This window comes from Paraburkholderia sp. GW821-FHT02A12 (assembly GCF_059422005.1).
Genome location: NZ_JBWKWA010000001.1, coordinates 2,550,880 through 2,563,592 on the forward strand (window position 1 = coordinate 2,550,880; position 12,713 = coordinate 2,563,592).

Below are 12,713 nucleotides of genomic sequence, written 5' to 3' on the forward strand. Positions count from 1 at the left end.
CGTGCAGTTCAGAACAGGCGCTATTGTCGCGCATGCCGCACGCTTATGCGTAGACATGCCGCCGCGCCGCTCGATCTGACACACAGTCCCGCCGGTCCCGCAGGCAATCGAATCAGACAGTGGCCGATGCGCCGCCGCAGCAGCCACCCTCAGCCGCGTACCGGAGGTATCGATGCAAAGGTACTGCCGATCTCGTCCGTGGAGAAGTCGATCATCGCCAGCGAAGCGAGTTCCGCTTCCTTCGGATCGCGCCGTTCGATCGCCTCGACCACGCGTTGATGCGTGTCGATGGCCTTCTCCCAGAAACCTTCCTTCTGGTTGACGATGGAGTTGACGGTGGAAAGCGCGCCGCGAATGATCGCCGCCATCTGCTTGAAGAACTGATTGCCGCTGGCGACGACGATGCGCGTATGAAACAGCTCGTCGGCATCCTGATAGCCGGACTCCGCCGGGCGGATTGCACGGAACGCTTCGAAGGCCTCGCGAATCGCCGCGATGTCGGCTGCACTGCCGCGCGCGGCCGCCTGCGCCGACGCGCGCGGTTCGATCAGGATGCGAAACTCGATCACGTCGCGCAGAAATAGCGGATCGGGCTTCGCGCGAAAGCGCCAGTTCACGACGTCCTCGTCGATCATGCGCCAATCGCTCATCGGCCGGATGCGCGTGCCGATCTTCGGCCGCACGTCCAGCATGTCGCGCGCGAGCAGCATCGAGAGCGCCTCGCGCATCACGGTCCGACTGACGTCGAACTCCTTCGACAGCACATCCTGCGGTGGCAGGATCGCGCCGTATTTTTCTTCGACGATGCCCGTGACGAGCCCGTCCATGACCTTGCTCACCAGCGATCGATCCTTGTTTGCCTGTTCCATGACACTCTCCCCGAAGCGGTGTTTGCCCCCGCGTAGCCTGTTGATCAAGCAGCCCTCGTGTGTCGTTTTTATATGCGTATTGATTCTTCTACGATACGTTGCTAGCTTCAAACCAGTTGCGCCAGTTGGGACACTTCCTGACAGGGTTATCCCTCTGAAGAATTGTTTCGTCCGTGTAACGCAGCATGGTTTGACGGGCCATAAGCTTGCGTCACAAGCGTGCCTGCGTTGCCAAATTTGCATCGTGCGAAGACGCACGTAGTGAGACGAATAGGCGAATCCGCAACATCCGACGGGTGCGGACAAGGCAGATGCGCGAGGCAAGAACGGATTTAAGCAAATCTGCAACGACGATCCGCTCAGCAGGCGCTCGTTGCGACCGACGCGTAACGCCCGCCCAAAAAGATCAACGGCTCGTGTTCATCCAGTGAGAACATCCGCACTTCGCCGACGAGCAGCGTGTGATCGCCGCATGGATGGCGGTCCACCATCCGCGCCGCGAAGCGGGCCGCCGCGTGTTCGAGCAACACCACGTCCGGTAAGCCGTCGACCGGCGCGAAGCGGGGCGCGAGCCAGGTCTGCGGCTCGCCGGCGAAGTGCCGGCGGTGCGGCTCCTGCGCGTCGGAGAGCACGCTGACGCCGAACAGCGCGCTCTCCATTAGCCGCTCGTGCATTACCGGACTTTGCTGGTTGAACGAACCACCGGCGAAGTCCGTGAGACGGCGCACTTCTCCGGCATTGATTCGATGGCCGCCGCGGTCGCCGAACTGCATCAGGCGAAGGCGGCAGCATGAACGCCCCGCTGCTGGACGCTGCCTCGGCGATGCCCGAGGAAGCCGCCACCACCGCACCGGCCGTGCGCGGTGCACGGCGCCTCGTTGAATTGCGGCGGGTTTGTTTCGTCTGCGCAATGGCGCGATGCCTGCACACTGACCGGCAGCGTGCGCGTGCCGCATGCCGAACGCTGGTGGCCGCATACGCATGGTGAACCGCGTTCCGTGCGGTCGAACTGGCGCCGAACCGTCCGGTTGCCGTGCCGCTCATCCCCTCGGTCCAACTCGTTGCGCACGCATCGAACCTGGTGTCGCCCCTGGCGTCGAACCCGGCGTTTAAACCTGACGCAACATGCGCGATACCCGCCGGCGAGGTGCGCGCGATCAATGCGATTTCCGCCACGTTCTACGGTTGACTGTCGTCCACGATCTAGACTCCCCTTCGCAATGCGCGTAAAGCCTTGTACCGCGCGCATTCGTCTGTTTGTTTTCGCGCGCCAATGTTGGTTTTTCAGCGACTTTCCCGCCGCCAAAAAGGCGATCCGCACGACACCGTACGCAATGTATGGAACACATCTGAATCAATTTCAGCACATTTCGGACGCCCCGCTGAAACACGCCTGCAAAGGCTGTTTCGCCACCGTGGCGCCTTCCGGAGAACCGCTCGCCGCGGCTGCTAATCCAATCCGATCAAGGACTTGTGCCGAATAAAGAGATTGAGCTGTGGCATTGTCCGGGTCCGGCGCGCTGTACAGATTTGAAACAAAAAGCCACATTTCGCGTCGCGCACCGTTAAGGTCAGCTTCGCCGCGCCGCATCGGTTCTCGTTTCCCCCAGGGCTGGCACGCTCCTCGCTAAAGAGCTAGCGCGACACGGCGCCGCCGCGCACGAGATCTACAAGAACGGCGGTGGCGCGCAAGGCCATACGGGGCCGTTCCTGCGCATCCTTCGCTGCCCGCCAGGCAGCCGGTTGTCTCAATGGATGCAGGCATCGGATCAAAAAACAAGGAGTCGCGAGTGCGTGGCTTCAAGCGAGGACCGATCATGTTGACACTTCAATCAGACCTGCATGGCAACCATTTGCTCGGCGCCTTGCCGTCCCACGAATGGCAAGCGCTTGCTCCTCACCTCGAACTGGTCCATCTGCGCACCGAGCAGTTGCTGTGCGACTCCGGCCAGCGCATCCATCACGTCTACTTCCCGACCACCGCCATCATCTCGATGCTCTCGACGATGGAAGACGGCAGCTCGGTCGAGATCGCCGCGGTCGGCCGCGAAGGCATGACCGGCGTGCCGGTGCTCACGGGCGGCGAAACCATGCCGAACCGGGTGCAGGTGCAATGCGCCGGTTTCGCCTACCGGATGAGCGCACAGGCGCTCAAGCAGCAATTCGCCCGCTCCGACTTCCTGCGCCGCCTGATGCTGCTGTACATGCACGCCCTGCTCACGCAGGTCGCGCAAACGGCGGCCTGCAATCGCCACCACGCGCTGAACAAGCAGCTGTGCCGGTGGCTGCTGATCGAAGTGGACAGAGTCGCGTCGAATGATCTGACGGTCACCCAGCAACTGATCGCCGACATGCTCGGCGTGCGCCGCGAAGGCATCACCGAAGCGGCCGGCAAGCTGCACGACGAGGGTTTGATTCATCACAGCCGCGGCCATATCAAGGTGCTCGACCGCAAGGGTCTCGAAGCGCGCGCCTGCGAATGCTACGGCCTCGTCAAGCGTGAGTTCGACCGCCTTCTGCCGCGTCTGCGCCAGGCTGAAACCGTCGAGTAAGCGCCGTACCTGTCAGATTACCGGGCTAACCAATATGTTCAGGAATACTGCTCGATGTCTCGACACACTCTTTGTGATTGCGGGCGGCCTGCTCGCTCACTGGATGCGCTTTTCGACGCCGATTGCGTTGACGGACACCGAGCGTCTCCTGATCGCCTTCAACTGCGTGCTCGTGCTGCTGCTGTTTCCCGGCTTCGGCGTGTATGAAACGTGACGCGGCAAAGCGCTGCCGGCCATGCTCGCGCATCTCGAACACGCACCGCAAGCCGGTTTCAAACCAGTCTGCATGTTCGACACGGGCGCCGAAGGGATCAAGCCGGGCATCACCGGCTGGGCCCAGGTGAACGGCTATCGCGGCGCCACCACCAAGGTCGAAAAGATGGAGACGCGCGTCCAGTTCGATCTTTTCTACATCCACAACTGGTCGTTCTGGTTCGACATGAAGATCGTGTTCATCACGGTCTTCAAAGGCTTTGTCAACCGCAACGCATTTTGAACACGCCACCTCGGGAAGCGCTCGTGAAAGTCTCCGTGATCGTGCCAACCTACCGGCGCCCCGCCGATCTGGCGCGCTGCCTCGCGGCACTCGATGCGCAGCGGCGCCGCGCCGACGAGGTGCTCGTGATCGCGCGTCACGACGACCACGCGACGCTCGACTGGCTGCGCACCCGCGCAGCGAGACGGCCCGACGCGCGCTTGTGGATCGTACTGGTGCGCACGCCCGGCGTGGTGGCCGCCTACAACCTGGGGCTGGAAAGCGCCAGCGGCGACGTGCTCTGCTTCACCGACGACGACGCCGCGCCGCATCCCGACTGGATCGAGCGGATCGCCGCCGCGTTCGAAAACGACGCCTCGCTCGGGGGCTTGGGCGGACGCGACATCGTGGATGAACGCAACGGCATTCTGCAGGGGCAGAAGCCGTGCGTGGGACTGGTGCGCTGGTATGGCCGCGCGATCGGCAATCACCATATCGGCCATGGCGCGGCCCGCGAGGTGCAGGTGCTCAAGGGCGTGAACATGGCGTTTCGCCGCGAAGCGATCGGCTCGCTTCGCTTCGACCGGCGTTTGCGCGGCACCGGCGCGCAGGTGCACTGCGAAATGGCCTTCAGCCTCGACGTGCAACGGCGCGGCTGGGCCCTGATCTACGACCCGTCGCTGCTGGTGGCAGCATTTCCCGGCCCAGCGCAGCGACGAAGACCAGCGCTACGCCTTCAACGACGCGGCTTTCTATAACGCGTCATTCAATCTCCGACTCATCATGTGCGAATACCTGAGCCCACCTGGCCGATGGGCGTTCGTCGCTTACTCGACGCTGATCGGCGATCGCGCGGACCCGGGGTTCCTGCGCGCATTGTCGCTGGCATTCGGGAGCGGCGGCGCGGCACTCGCGTTTCGCAAATGGCGGGTTGGTTTACGCGCAATGCGCGAGGCATGGCAGGAGGCGGCACGCTGACCGATCAGCGCATCGCTTCACGCGAGGGACCACCAAATGAATAGGCACGCGTTTCAGTTCGGACGAAACGCAAGCGAGGCTGGTGCTCGCTACGCCGTCCTTAAAGAAACGCGCTGACGTCGGTATGAAAACGCACCGCCAGCGCCTTCGCGACCTTCTTGCTGATGGCGCGGCGGCCCGCGAGAATATCGCTGACCACAGTGGGCGATGCGATCCCCATCAGATCCTTTTGCTTGAGTCCATGCGTTTCGAGCAGATGCCGCAGCACCTCGCGCGGCTCCGCTTTCGGGATCGTCACGTTGCTGGTTTCCCAGTTCCCGATCAGGTCGGTGACGATCGCAAACAGATCGGCAAGCGGATCTTCTTCGTTGCCGTTCAGATGGTCGGAGAGAGAGTTGGCCAGCCGGACCATCTTCTGATAATCCTGCTCGCTGCGAATGGGTGTGAGAGACAACTGGCTTTGCAGCGCAGCCCAGGTCTGAGCGATGTCGGGAAAAGATCCCGGGAGGCGATCGGCATTCATGACTTTAAATTCTTCCTCGTCCAAAGGTCGTATTCCGCATGCGTCAATACGTGACGAACGAATAACGACTTCCTGTTGTAGTGAATCGCCGCGACGATCCGGTAACGGTTGCCGCCCACATCGAACACTGTGTATTGCGGCGGCACGTAGTCCACGCCGGCGAACGTCTGCTTCAGGTCGTTATAGCCATACGCGAGGCAAGCTCGCCCGCCGCCGCGATTGTGCGCGTCACTTCGCACATGAAGGCGCGCCGGAACACCGCAGCCGAAAAACGCTCGGCATTCGCACGGCACGCCGCCGGTGTGATCTGTTCACACTGGCGTTCAAAGCGGTCGATCGCGTCGAGTACCGACACGACCGTTTGGCGTGCGAAATGCACTCCGGTAGGATGCGCCTCGCCGATCGGCACCACCGTTTCGAGCGCCCCGCCCTTGCCGAACGCGATCACCGGCGTGCCGCATGCCTGCGCTTCGAGCACGACGATGCCGGAGTCTTCTTCGGCGGCGAACACGAAAGCTCTCGCGCGCTGCATATGATCGCGGAGAACCGTGAACGGCTGATTGCCGAGGATCCTCACATTCGGACCGGCCCTGGCGCGAATCGCCGCCATCTCCGGACCGTCGCCGATCACGACCAGCTTGCGGTGCGGCGTCGCGGTAAAGGCTTCCACGATCAAGTCGATGCGCTTGTACGGCACCATCCGCGAGGCGCTCAGATAGAAGTCTTCTTTGTGCGCGCGCATTTCGAACTTGTGCACGTCGACGGGCGGCGGAATCACTGCCGCATCGCGCCGATAGGTTTTCATCATGCGGCGCGCGACGAACTGCGAATTGGCGATCAACCGGTCGACGCCGTTCGCCGAATGCGAATCCCAGCCGCGCAGATAATGCAGCAGCATACGCGCGGCCCACGAGCGCGGCCCGCGCGTCAATTTCGCTTCGCGCAGATACTGGTGCTGCAGATCCCACGCGTAACGCATCGGCGAATGCACATAGCTCACGTGCGTCTGATGGGGGCCGACCAGCACGCCTTTGGCTACCGCATATGAACTGGTGATTACGAGGTCGTAGATCGACAGATCGAACTGTTCGATAGCGAGCGGCATCAGCGGCAGATACGCGCGATAGCGGCGCTGCGCAAATGGCAGGCGCTGGATGAACGAGGTCGTGACGGGTTTGCCGCCGAGCGGCCTGCGGTCTTCGAGAAAGTCGACGAGGCTGAAAAGATCCGCATCGGGAAAGCACGCGATGATCTGTTCGAGCACTTTTTCCGCGCCGTCGCGTGCGACGAGCCAGTCGTGCACGATCGCCACTTTCATAGTCTCGTTACCTATAGAAACAGCCCATGTCCATAGGATCGAGTGTAGGTGGCGCATCGTTGGCCGTGCGTGCGCATGACCACATTCGACGCGCGACAGTCCGCGAATAATTAAGACTCGCCATTCGCCTCCTGCGAAGCAGACACGCTCAATTAATTCGCCTTCCTATTCGACCGACGATCGACGTCTCTCCGCTCACCCATTCATTGCCGCTCGTTCAGGCAGCCTTGCCCGATACGCCCGCGACACCGTCAACACCCGTGGCATCCACAGCGCTCGCGATGCCGAGCGTGCTATTCGTCGATCAGAGCGGCCAGCTCGGCGGCACTGAATTCGCGCTGTTGCAACCGGCGTGTTGCGCGCCGAGCCGGCACTGGCGCAGCGCCTCGCGAAGCAGGCGCTCGCCGATGCGCAACACGAGTTTTCGGTCGAGCAGTATCTGCAACGGATGACGCAGGCCATCGCACAGGCCGCGCGCTAAAACCAGTTCAGGCGCGCGGCTGCATAACGGTGGTCTTGCTTAACCCTTGCGGTACTCGATCGTCTCGACGCCGGTATCGGTGCCGAGCAGGCACAGATCCGCGCCGCGGCCGGCGAAGAGACCCACCGTCACCACGCCCGGCCATGCGTTGATGTGCATTTCCAGCGTGCGCGGATCGCTGATCCGCAGACCTTTGACGTCGAGAATCTCGTTGCCGTTGTCGGTGATGAACGGCACGCCTTCTTTCGTGACGCGCACCACCGGCACGCCGCCGAGCGCCGTGACGCGGCGGCCGATCGCGGTGCGCGCCATCGGCACGACTTCGATCGGCAGCGGGAAGTTGCCGAGCGTGTCGACCAGCTTGCTGGCATCGGCGATGCAGACGAACACGTCCGACACCGACGCGACGACTTTCTCGCGCGTCAGCGCGCCGCCGCCGCCCTTGATCATCGCGCCGCTGCGGTCGATTTCGTCGGCGCCGTCCACGTATACCGGCAGCAAATCGATTTCGTTCAGGTCGAGCACCTTGAAGCCATGCGATTGCAGGCGCGCGGTGGTGGCGAGCGAGCTCGACACCGCGCCACGATAACGGGTCTTGTCGACGGCCAGCGCGTCGATGAAACAGTTCGCGGTGGAGCCGGTGCCGACGCCGATCACCGCGCCTTCGGGCACGTTGGCGTTCACGTAGTCGGCGGCGGCCTGGCCGACCAGTTGCTTGAGTTCGTCTTGAGTCATGGGAAAGGCAGGCGAGCAGTAAAAACGCCAAGTTTACCGGAGTGGCATGCGGGCGCCGGATTTATCGGGCAGATGCGCGGCGAAGCGGCGAGGCAGCCTGGTACTGGCGGTTGATGGGAGATGGGGGCGTCGAACCCGCGGCTTTGCGCCGAAGCCGGCTCGACGCCTCTTCAGTCTACTTCTTGACGGACCGCTGACGCACCGCTTCGAACAGGCACACGCCGCTCGCCACGGAGACGTTCAGGCTCTCGACCGTACCGGCCATCGGAATCTGCATGACCACGTCGCAGGTATCGCGCGTGAGGCGCCGCATGCCCTCGCCTTCGGCACCCATCACGAGAGCGACCGGACCGTCCAGTTCCGTCTCGTAGAGGCTCTGGGTCGCCTCGCCGGCCGTGCCGACCACCCACACGCCCGCGTCCTTCAATTCGCGCAGAGAGCGCGCCAGATTCGTGACGGTGATGTAAGGCACCGTATCGGCCGCGCCGCTCGCCACCTTGGCGGCCGTCGCGTTCAAACCCACCGCGCGATCGCGCGGCGCGATCACCGCGTGCGCGCCAGCGGCATCGGCGACGCGCAAGCAGGCGCCCAGATTATGCGGATCGGTCACGCCGTCCAGCACGAGAATCAACGGCGAACCGTTGATGCCGTCGAGCAGTTCGGCCAGGTTCTGCGCGAGCGGCATGTCGCTCGCGCGTGCGACCACGCCCTGGTGGCGCTCGGTATGCGCGAGGCCCCACAGACGCGTTTCATCGGCGGCGATCAGACGCACGCCGGCTTCCTTCGCCGCGTGCAGGAATTCGGTCATGCGACGGTCTTTGCGCGTCTGGTCGTAATAAACCTCTTCGACCGTCGACGCGTCGTGCCGCATACGCGCGGTCACTGCGTGGAAACCGTATAGAACCTTGAGACGTGCCATGACTGAAACAACCTTTGATTGAGCGCGCCTTTCATGCGCGCTGCTGTGATGAATACGACTTTGAGTGCAACCCGAATGCCAGCTGAATGCGGCCCGAGTACGAACCCAGTACGACGCGGGGCAAGACGAAATGCAGACCGCGCGCAACCGGTACATGCCGACGTACCCGATGCGCGCGGTTCAACCACCCTGCGGCTTCAGCGCTTCTTGCGCGACTGCGGTTTCGACGCCGATTTGGCCGTTGCGCCGCCATGCTTTTTCGCTGCGCCGCGCGCGGCGCGCGCTTCCTTGACAGCCGCGGTTTGCGCCGGTGCGGCCTTCTTGCGCCGCCCGCTCGCGCCGGCTGCGCCACCCGCAATGCCGTCAACCGGCGGCAACGGACGCACGCGCGCGCCGCCGTTCTCGCCGGAAACTTTGTCGGCCGGCGCCGGACGACCTGTCGGCGACTTGATCGGCGTATCGCGCACGAGGCGGAAGTCGATCTTGCGTGCATCGAGATCGACGCGGCTCACCTGCACCCGCACACGATCCGACAGACGATAACGAATGCCGGTGCGCTCGCCGCGCAGCTCGTTCTTGATCTCGTCGTACTGGAAGTAGTCCGAGCCCAGTTCGGTAACGTGCACGAGGCCTTCGATGAACAGCGCGTCGAGCTGCACGAAAATGCCGAACGACGTCACGCCGCTCACCATCCCGCCATACTCTTCGCCGAGCTTGTCGCGCATGAAATAGCACTTGAGCCACGCTTCGACGTCGCGCGATGCTTCGTCGGCGCGCCGCTCGTTGGCCGAGCAATGCAGACCGAGTTCTTCCCAGATCGCAACGTTGTTCGCACGGGCACGGCCGCGCTTTTCTTCGTCGGCCTGCTGCATCGCGCGGGCTCGCGGCGAGAGCGCCGTATTCAACTCGACGCCGTGCGGCGCTTCCGGCTGATACTTGCGGCCTTGCAGGATCGCGTAGATCGCGCGGTGCGTCAGCAGGTCAGGATAGCGGCGAATCGGGCTCGTGAAGTGCGCATACGCCTCATACGCGAGACCGAAGTGGCCGATGTTGTCCGGGCTATAGACGGCTTGCTGCATCGAGCGCAGCAGCATGGTCTGCATCATCTGCGCGTCGGGCCGTTCGCGGATCTGCGCCATCAGCGCGGCGTAATCGCTCGCGTGCGGCGCGTCGCCGCCGCCGAGCGACAGGCCCATGCCGCGCAGGAAAGTGCGCAGGTTTTCGAGCTTTTCGGCGGTCGGCCCGGCATGCACGCGGTACAGACCCGGATGCTTATGACGCTTGAGGAAGTCGGCCGCGCAGACGTTCGCCGCCAGCATGCACTCCTCGATCAGCTTGTGCGCGTCGTTGCGGGTGCGCGGCACGATCTGCTCGATCTTGCCCTGCGCATTGCAGACGATGTAGGTTTCCGTGGTATCGAAGTCGATCGCACCGCGCTTCTGACGCGCGGCGAACAGCGACTTGTACACGCCGTACAGATTCTGCAACTGCGGCAGCAAGGCGGCGCGGCGCGCGGCTTCGGGGCCCTTGGTGTTCTTCAGCACCGCGGCCACTTCCGTATAGGTCAGCCGCGCCACCGAGTGCATCACGCCCGGATAGAACTGATACCCCTTCACTTCGCCGCGCGCGGTGACGATCATGTCGCACACCAGCACGCAACGGTCGACATTCGGGTTCAGCGAGCACAACCCGTTCGACAGCTTCTCCGGCAGCATCGGAATCACGCGGCGCGGGAAATAGACCGAGGTGCTGCGTTCGATCGCGTCGGCATCGAGCGCGCTTTTCGGGTGCACGTAGTGCGAGACATCCGCGATCGCGACGATCAGGCGGAAGCCTTCGCCGCGGCCCACCTGAATCGGCTCGCAGTACACGGCGTCGTCGAAGTCGCGGGCGTCTTCGCCGTCGATCGTGACGAGCGGCACGTCGCGCAGGTCGATGCGATGACGCGCGTCGACCGGACGGACTTCGTCGGGCAGCCTGGCGGCTTCATCGAGCGCGGCCTGGCCGAATTCGTGCGGCACGCCGTACTTGCGCACCGCGATTTCGATTTCCATGCCGGGGTCGTCGATATCGCCGAGCACTTCCACCACGCGGCCGAGCGGCTGCGAATGGCGGCTCGGGAAATCGGTCAGTTCGACCACCACCACCTGGCCGACCTTGGCTTTCTTGGTGTTCTGCGTGATCAGAATGTCGTGACCGATGCGCTTGTCTTCCGGCGCGACGATCAGCGCGCCGTTCTCGTTGAGCAGCCGCCCGATCACACGCTTGTTGGCGCGATCCGTGACCTCGACGATGTGCCCTTCCGGACGCCCGCGCCGGTCATAGCCGACAATGCGCGCGAGCACGCGGTCGTTGTGCATGACCTTCTGCATCTCGCCGGTGGGCAGAAACAGATCGTCCTGGCCGTCGTCGCGCACGAGAAAACCGTAGCCGTCGCGATGGCCCTGCACACGGCCGGCGACGAAGTTCGACGGATGGGTCAACTGATAGAGATTGCGCTGATCGAGCCGGATCTGGCCGTCGCGCTCCATGGCGCCGAGGCGCTTGAAAAATCCTTCGCGCTCCTGGCGCTTGATCGACAAGGCTTCGGCGATGTCGTTCGCGGCAAGCGGCGCTTCACTCGTGCGCAAAACGCCCAGGATTTCTTCGCGGCTTGGAATCGGATACGGAAATTTGCTCAAGGGCTTGTCGATGATTTTTTCTCGTTGCATGGACGTCGGTCGGCGATGTGACTCGGCTTAAGAAGCGCTTGGGTTGCGCTCAAGTTGCACTTGCGATTGCACTGGAATGACTGCTCGGGTCTGGCTCGTTCAAGTCTGAGTCCGACGGGCGTGTGCACCGTGCCAACGAACTACTGCGAGGCATTCTAACACCCGTCTAGCGCGCCACGCGGCGCGTCAATAGTTGCCGCGAGCCGCGTGCAGTCTGGCTGCCGCGCTGGTTAAGCGGGTTTTGAGAAACGCTTGACAGCCCTGAATCTGTCGCTATAATGGCGTTCTTTGCTGTTCATCACCTGCCCAGGTGGCGAAATTGGTAGACGCACTAGGTTCAGGTCCTAGCGGTGGCAACACTGTGGAGGTTCGAGTCCTCTCTTGGGCACCAGATTCAAAAGTAAAGCCGCCTCCGGGCGGCTTTACTTTTTGTGTGAAGGCTCGTGATCGGATTGATTGATATTCGGATCATGAGTTTGCAGGACGGTCGTGGATGATTGGCGAACTTGCTTCGCTGTCCGACAGCCGAACGGTTCGATGAAGCGATGTTGCAAGTAGGGATTGACACACTGCATCATCCCGTTAAAATAGCGGTCTAGCTTGAAAACGTGCCCAGGTGGCGGAATTGGTAGACGCACTAGGTTCAGGTCCTAGCGGTGGCAACATCGTGGAGGTTCGAGTCCTCTCCTGGGCACCAAGAAAATAGATCCAGATCAGCTTGCTGAATGATGTTCGCGATAAAGCCCGCTCTTGCGGGCTTTTTGCTTTTTCGGGCGCATTGAAACGTGCTCGCATTCCGCGATAAGCCGGCGTCGAATGAGTACGTTTTTGAGTACATGAAAGTTCGAGTTGATGGAAGCGTACTCACCGCACGCCTGGCATCTTTCCCTTCCCGATAGGCCAGTTCTCGATGGCCATGGCGAAATCGATGTCGGGACTGGCGCGGTTGAGAGGGAATCCGTGGAGGTGATACATCAGGATGTCGCGCGCCATCGCACCGACAACGAAGTACCGCAGGCTCTTCAGCCGAGCCACGCGATCCATGACTGCTAGCAGAGCCAGCTTTCCTTCAGCATCAGCAGATACGGTCATAGGTTCTTCCGATAACGAGGTGCGCCAGATCTTTAGAAACAAAGCTCATTGCGTTTTGGC

Annotated in this window: 13 protein-coding genes, 2 tRNA genes and 3 pseudogenes; 8 read left to right on the forward strand and 10 right to left on the reverse strand. The window is 62.6% G+C overall.

Annotated elements, in window-relative coordinates:
• Window positions 1-149: 149 nt before the first annotated feature.
• Both AC07WT_RS11545 and AC07WT_RS11550 read right to left on the reverse strand, forming a co-directional pair.
• The gene (locus tag AC07WT_RS11545; RefSeq protein WP_492591554.1) at window positions 150-869 is read right to left on the reverse strand and encodes a FadR/GntR family transcriptional regulator; all 720 of its coding nucleotides are present in this window, start codon (window positions 867-869) and stop codon (window positions 150-152) included.
• A 359-nt stretch (window positions 870-1,228) separates the two neighbouring features.
• A pseudogene (locus AC07WT_RS11550) lies at window positions 1,229-1,543 on the reverse strand (flavin reductase family protein); the annotation flags it as partial.
• A 116-nt stretch (window positions 1,544-1,659) separates the two neighbouring features.
• Here AC07WT_RS11550 and AC07WT_RS11555 point away from each other — a divergent pair.
• On the forward strand, window positions 1,660-1,857 hold the full coding sequence (locus AC07WT_RS11555) for a hypothetical protein (RefSeq protein ID WP_494948465.1): 198 nt from the start codon (window positions 1,660-1,662) through the stop codon (window positions 1,855-1,857).
• A gap of 372 nt (window positions 1,858-2,229) precedes the next feature.
• Here AC07WT_RS11555 and AC07WT_RS11560 read toward each other — a convergent pair whose 3' ends face one another.
• On the reverse strand, window positions 2,230-2,460 hold the full coding sequence (locus AC07WT_RS11560; protein ID WP_494948466.1) for a hypothetical protein: 231 nt from the start codon (window positions 2,458-2,460) through the stop codon (window positions 2,230-2,232).
• 226 nt (window positions 2,461-2,686) lie between these two features.
• Here AC07WT_RS11560 and AC07WT_RS11565 point away from each other — a divergent pair, with 226 nt between their 5' ends.
• The 4 genes and pseudogenes from AC07WT_RS11565 (at window position 2,687) to AC07WT_RS11580 (ending at window position 4,874) form a co-directional block, all read left to right on the forward strand.
• Window positions 2,687-3,421 carry a Crp/Fnr family transcriptional regulator gene (locus AC07WT_RS11565; RefSeq protein ID WP_006048767.1) on the forward strand — a complete coding sequence of 245 codons (735 nt, stop codon included), beginning with the start codon at window positions 2,687-2,689 and terminating at the stop codon, window positions 3,419-3,421.
• A gap of 34 nt (window positions 3,422-3,455) precedes the next feature.
• Window positions 3,456-3,635: a hypothetical protein gene (locus AC07WT_RS11570; RefSeq protein ID WP_492591556.1), complete on the forward strand. Its 180-nt coding sequence runs from the start codon at window positions 3,456-3,458 to the stop codon at window positions 3,633-3,635.
• Between the two features lie 96 nt (window positions 3,636-3,731).
• A pseudogene (locus AC07WT_RS11575) lies at window positions 3,732-3,917 on the forward strand (sugar transferase); the annotation flags it as partial.
• Between the two features lie 23 nt (window positions 3,918-3,940).
• A pseudogene (locus tag AC07WT_RS11580) lies at window positions 3,941-4,874 on the forward strand (glycosyltransferase family 2 protein).
• Between the two features lie 100 nt (window positions 4,875-4,974).
• Here AC07WT_RS11580 and AC07WT_RS11585 read toward each other — a convergent pair.
• From AC07WT_RS11585 to AC07WT_RS11595, 3 genes are read right to left on the reverse strand one after another with little or no spacing between them, the layout of a single operon-like run.
• The gene (locus AC07WT_RS11585; protein WP_492591671.1) at window positions 4,975-5,397 is read right to left on the reverse strand and encodes a helix-turn-helix domain-containing protein; all 423 of its coding nucleotides are present in this window, start codon (window positions 5,395-5,397) and stop codon (window positions 4,975-4,977) included.
• Window positions 5,394-5,636, reverse strand: coding sequence for a type II toxin-antitoxin system HigB family toxin (locus AC07WT_RS11590; RefSeq protein ID WP_494947183.1), 243 nt, complete (start codon window positions 5,634-5,636; stop codon window positions 5,394-5,396). Before AC07WT_RS11590 ends, AC07WT_RS11585 begins: the two co-directional genes overlap by 4 nt.
• Window positions 5,570-6,715 (reverse strand): glycosyltransferase family 4 protein, encoded by a 1,146-nt coding sequence (locus tag AC07WT_RS11595; RefSeq protein ID WP_494947184.1) that lies wholly within the window; start codon window positions 6,713-6,715, stop codon window positions 5,570-5,572. The genes AC07WT_RS11590 and AC07WT_RS11595 overlap by 67 nt, the downstream gene beginning before the upstream one ends.
• A gap of 352 nt (window positions 6,716-7,067) precedes the next feature.
• Between AC07WT_RS11595 and AC07WT_RS11600 the strand changes: the two genes are divergently transcribed.
• Entirely contained in the window at window positions 7,068-7,196 is a 129-nt protein-coding gene (locus AC07WT_RS11600; protein ID WP_494947185.1) for a hypothetical protein, read from the forward strand.
• A 39-nt stretch (window positions 7,197-7,235) separates the two neighbouring features.
• On the opposite strand, the gene rpiA is transcribed toward AC07WT_RS11600, so the two are convergent.
• The 3 genes from rpiA to rnr all read right to left on the reverse strand — a co-directional run bounded on the left by rpiA (window position 7,236) and on the right by rnr (window position 11,561).
• Window positions 7,236-7,931, reverse strand: a complete 696-nt coding sequence (rpiA, locus tag AC07WT_RS11605; protein WP_494947186.1) for a ribose-5-phosphate isomerase RpiA — start codon at window positions 7,929-7,931, stop codon at window positions 7,236-7,238.
• 175 nt (window positions 7,932-8,106) lie between these two features.
• The gene (rlmB, locus tag AC07WT_RS11610; RefSeq protein WP_494947187.1) at window positions 8,107-8,850 is read right to left on the reverse strand and encodes a 23S rRNA (guanosine(2251)-2'-O)-methyltransferase RlmB; all 744 of its coding nucleotides are present in this window, start codon (window positions 8,848-8,850) and stop codon (window positions 8,107-8,109) included.
• Between the two features lie 197 nt (window positions 8,851-9,047).
• On the reverse strand, window positions 9,048-11,561 hold the full coding sequence (gene rnr, locus AC07WT_RS11615) for a ribonuclease R (protein ID WP_494947188.1): 2,514 nt from the start codon (window positions 11,559-11,561) through the stop codon (window positions 9,048-9,050).
• A 304-nt stretch (window positions 11,562-11,865) separates the two neighbouring features.
• Between rnr and AC07WT_RS11620 the strand changes: the two genes are divergently transcribed.
• Window positions 11,866-11,952, forward strand: a tRNA-Leu gene (locus tag AC07WT_RS11620).
• Window positions 11,953-12,171: 219 nt separating this feature from the next.
• Window positions 12,172-12,258 (forward strand) — tRNA-Leu (locus AC07WT_RS11625).
• Window positions 12,259-12,425: 167 nt separating this feature from the next.
• On the opposite strand, the gene AC07WT_RS11630 is transcribed toward AC07WT_RS11625, so the two are convergent.
• The gene (locus tag AC07WT_RS11630) at window positions 12,426-12,653 is read right to left on the reverse strand and encodes a hypothetical protein (protein WP_494947189.1); all 228 of its coding nucleotides are present in this window, start codon (window positions 12,651-12,653) and stop codon (window positions 12,426-12,428) included.
• Between the last annotated feature and the right edge of the window lie 60 nt (window positions 12,654-12,713).

Bases quoted from the DNA above. Each gene is read 5' to 3' on its own strand.
- AC07WT_RS11630 (WP_494947189.1), bottom strand. From the start codon at position 12,653: ATGACCGTATCTGCTGATGCTGAAGGAAAGCTGGCTCTGCTAGCAGTC.
- rnr (WP_494947188.1), bottom strand. From the start codon at position 11,561: ATGCAACGAGAAAAAATCATCGACAAGCCCTTGAGCAAATTTCCGTAT.
- rlmB (WP_494947187.1), bottom strand. From the start codon at position 8,850: ATGGCACGTCTCAAGGTTCTATACGGTTTCCACGCAGTGACCGCGCGT.
- AC07WT_RS11565 (WP_006048767.1), top strand. From the start codon at position 2,687: ATGTTGACACTTCAATCAGACCTGCATGGCAACCATTTGCTCGGCGCC.
- AC07WT_RS11595 (WP_494947184.1), bottom strand. From the start codon at position 6,715: ATGAAAGTGGCGATCGTGCACGACTGGCTCGTCGCACGCGACGGCGCG.
- AC07WT_RS11585 (WP_492591671.1), bottom strand. From the start codon at position 5,397: ATGAATGCCGATCGCCTCCCGGGATCTTTTCCCGACATCGCTCAGACC.
- AC07WT_RS11545 (WP_492591554.1), bottom strand. From the start codon at position 869: ATGGAACAGGCAAACAAGGATCGATCGCTGGTGAGCAAGGTCATGGAC.
- AC07WT_RS11555 (WP_494948465.1), top strand. From the start codon at position 1,660: ATGAACGCCCCGCTGCTGGACGCTGCCTCGGCGATGCCCGAGGAAGCC.
- AC07WT_RS11570 (WP_492591556.1), top strand. From the start codon at position 3,456: ATGTTCAGGAATACTGCTCGATGTCTCGACACACTCTTTGTGATTGCG.
- AC07WT_RS11560 (WP_494948466.1), bottom strand. From the start codon at position 2,460: ATGCGGCGCGGCGAAGCTGACCTTAACGGTGCGCGACGCGAAATGTGG.
- rpiA (WP_494947186.1), bottom strand. From the start codon at position 7,931: ATGACTCAAGACGAACTCAAGCAACTGGTCGGCCAGGCCGCCGCCGAC.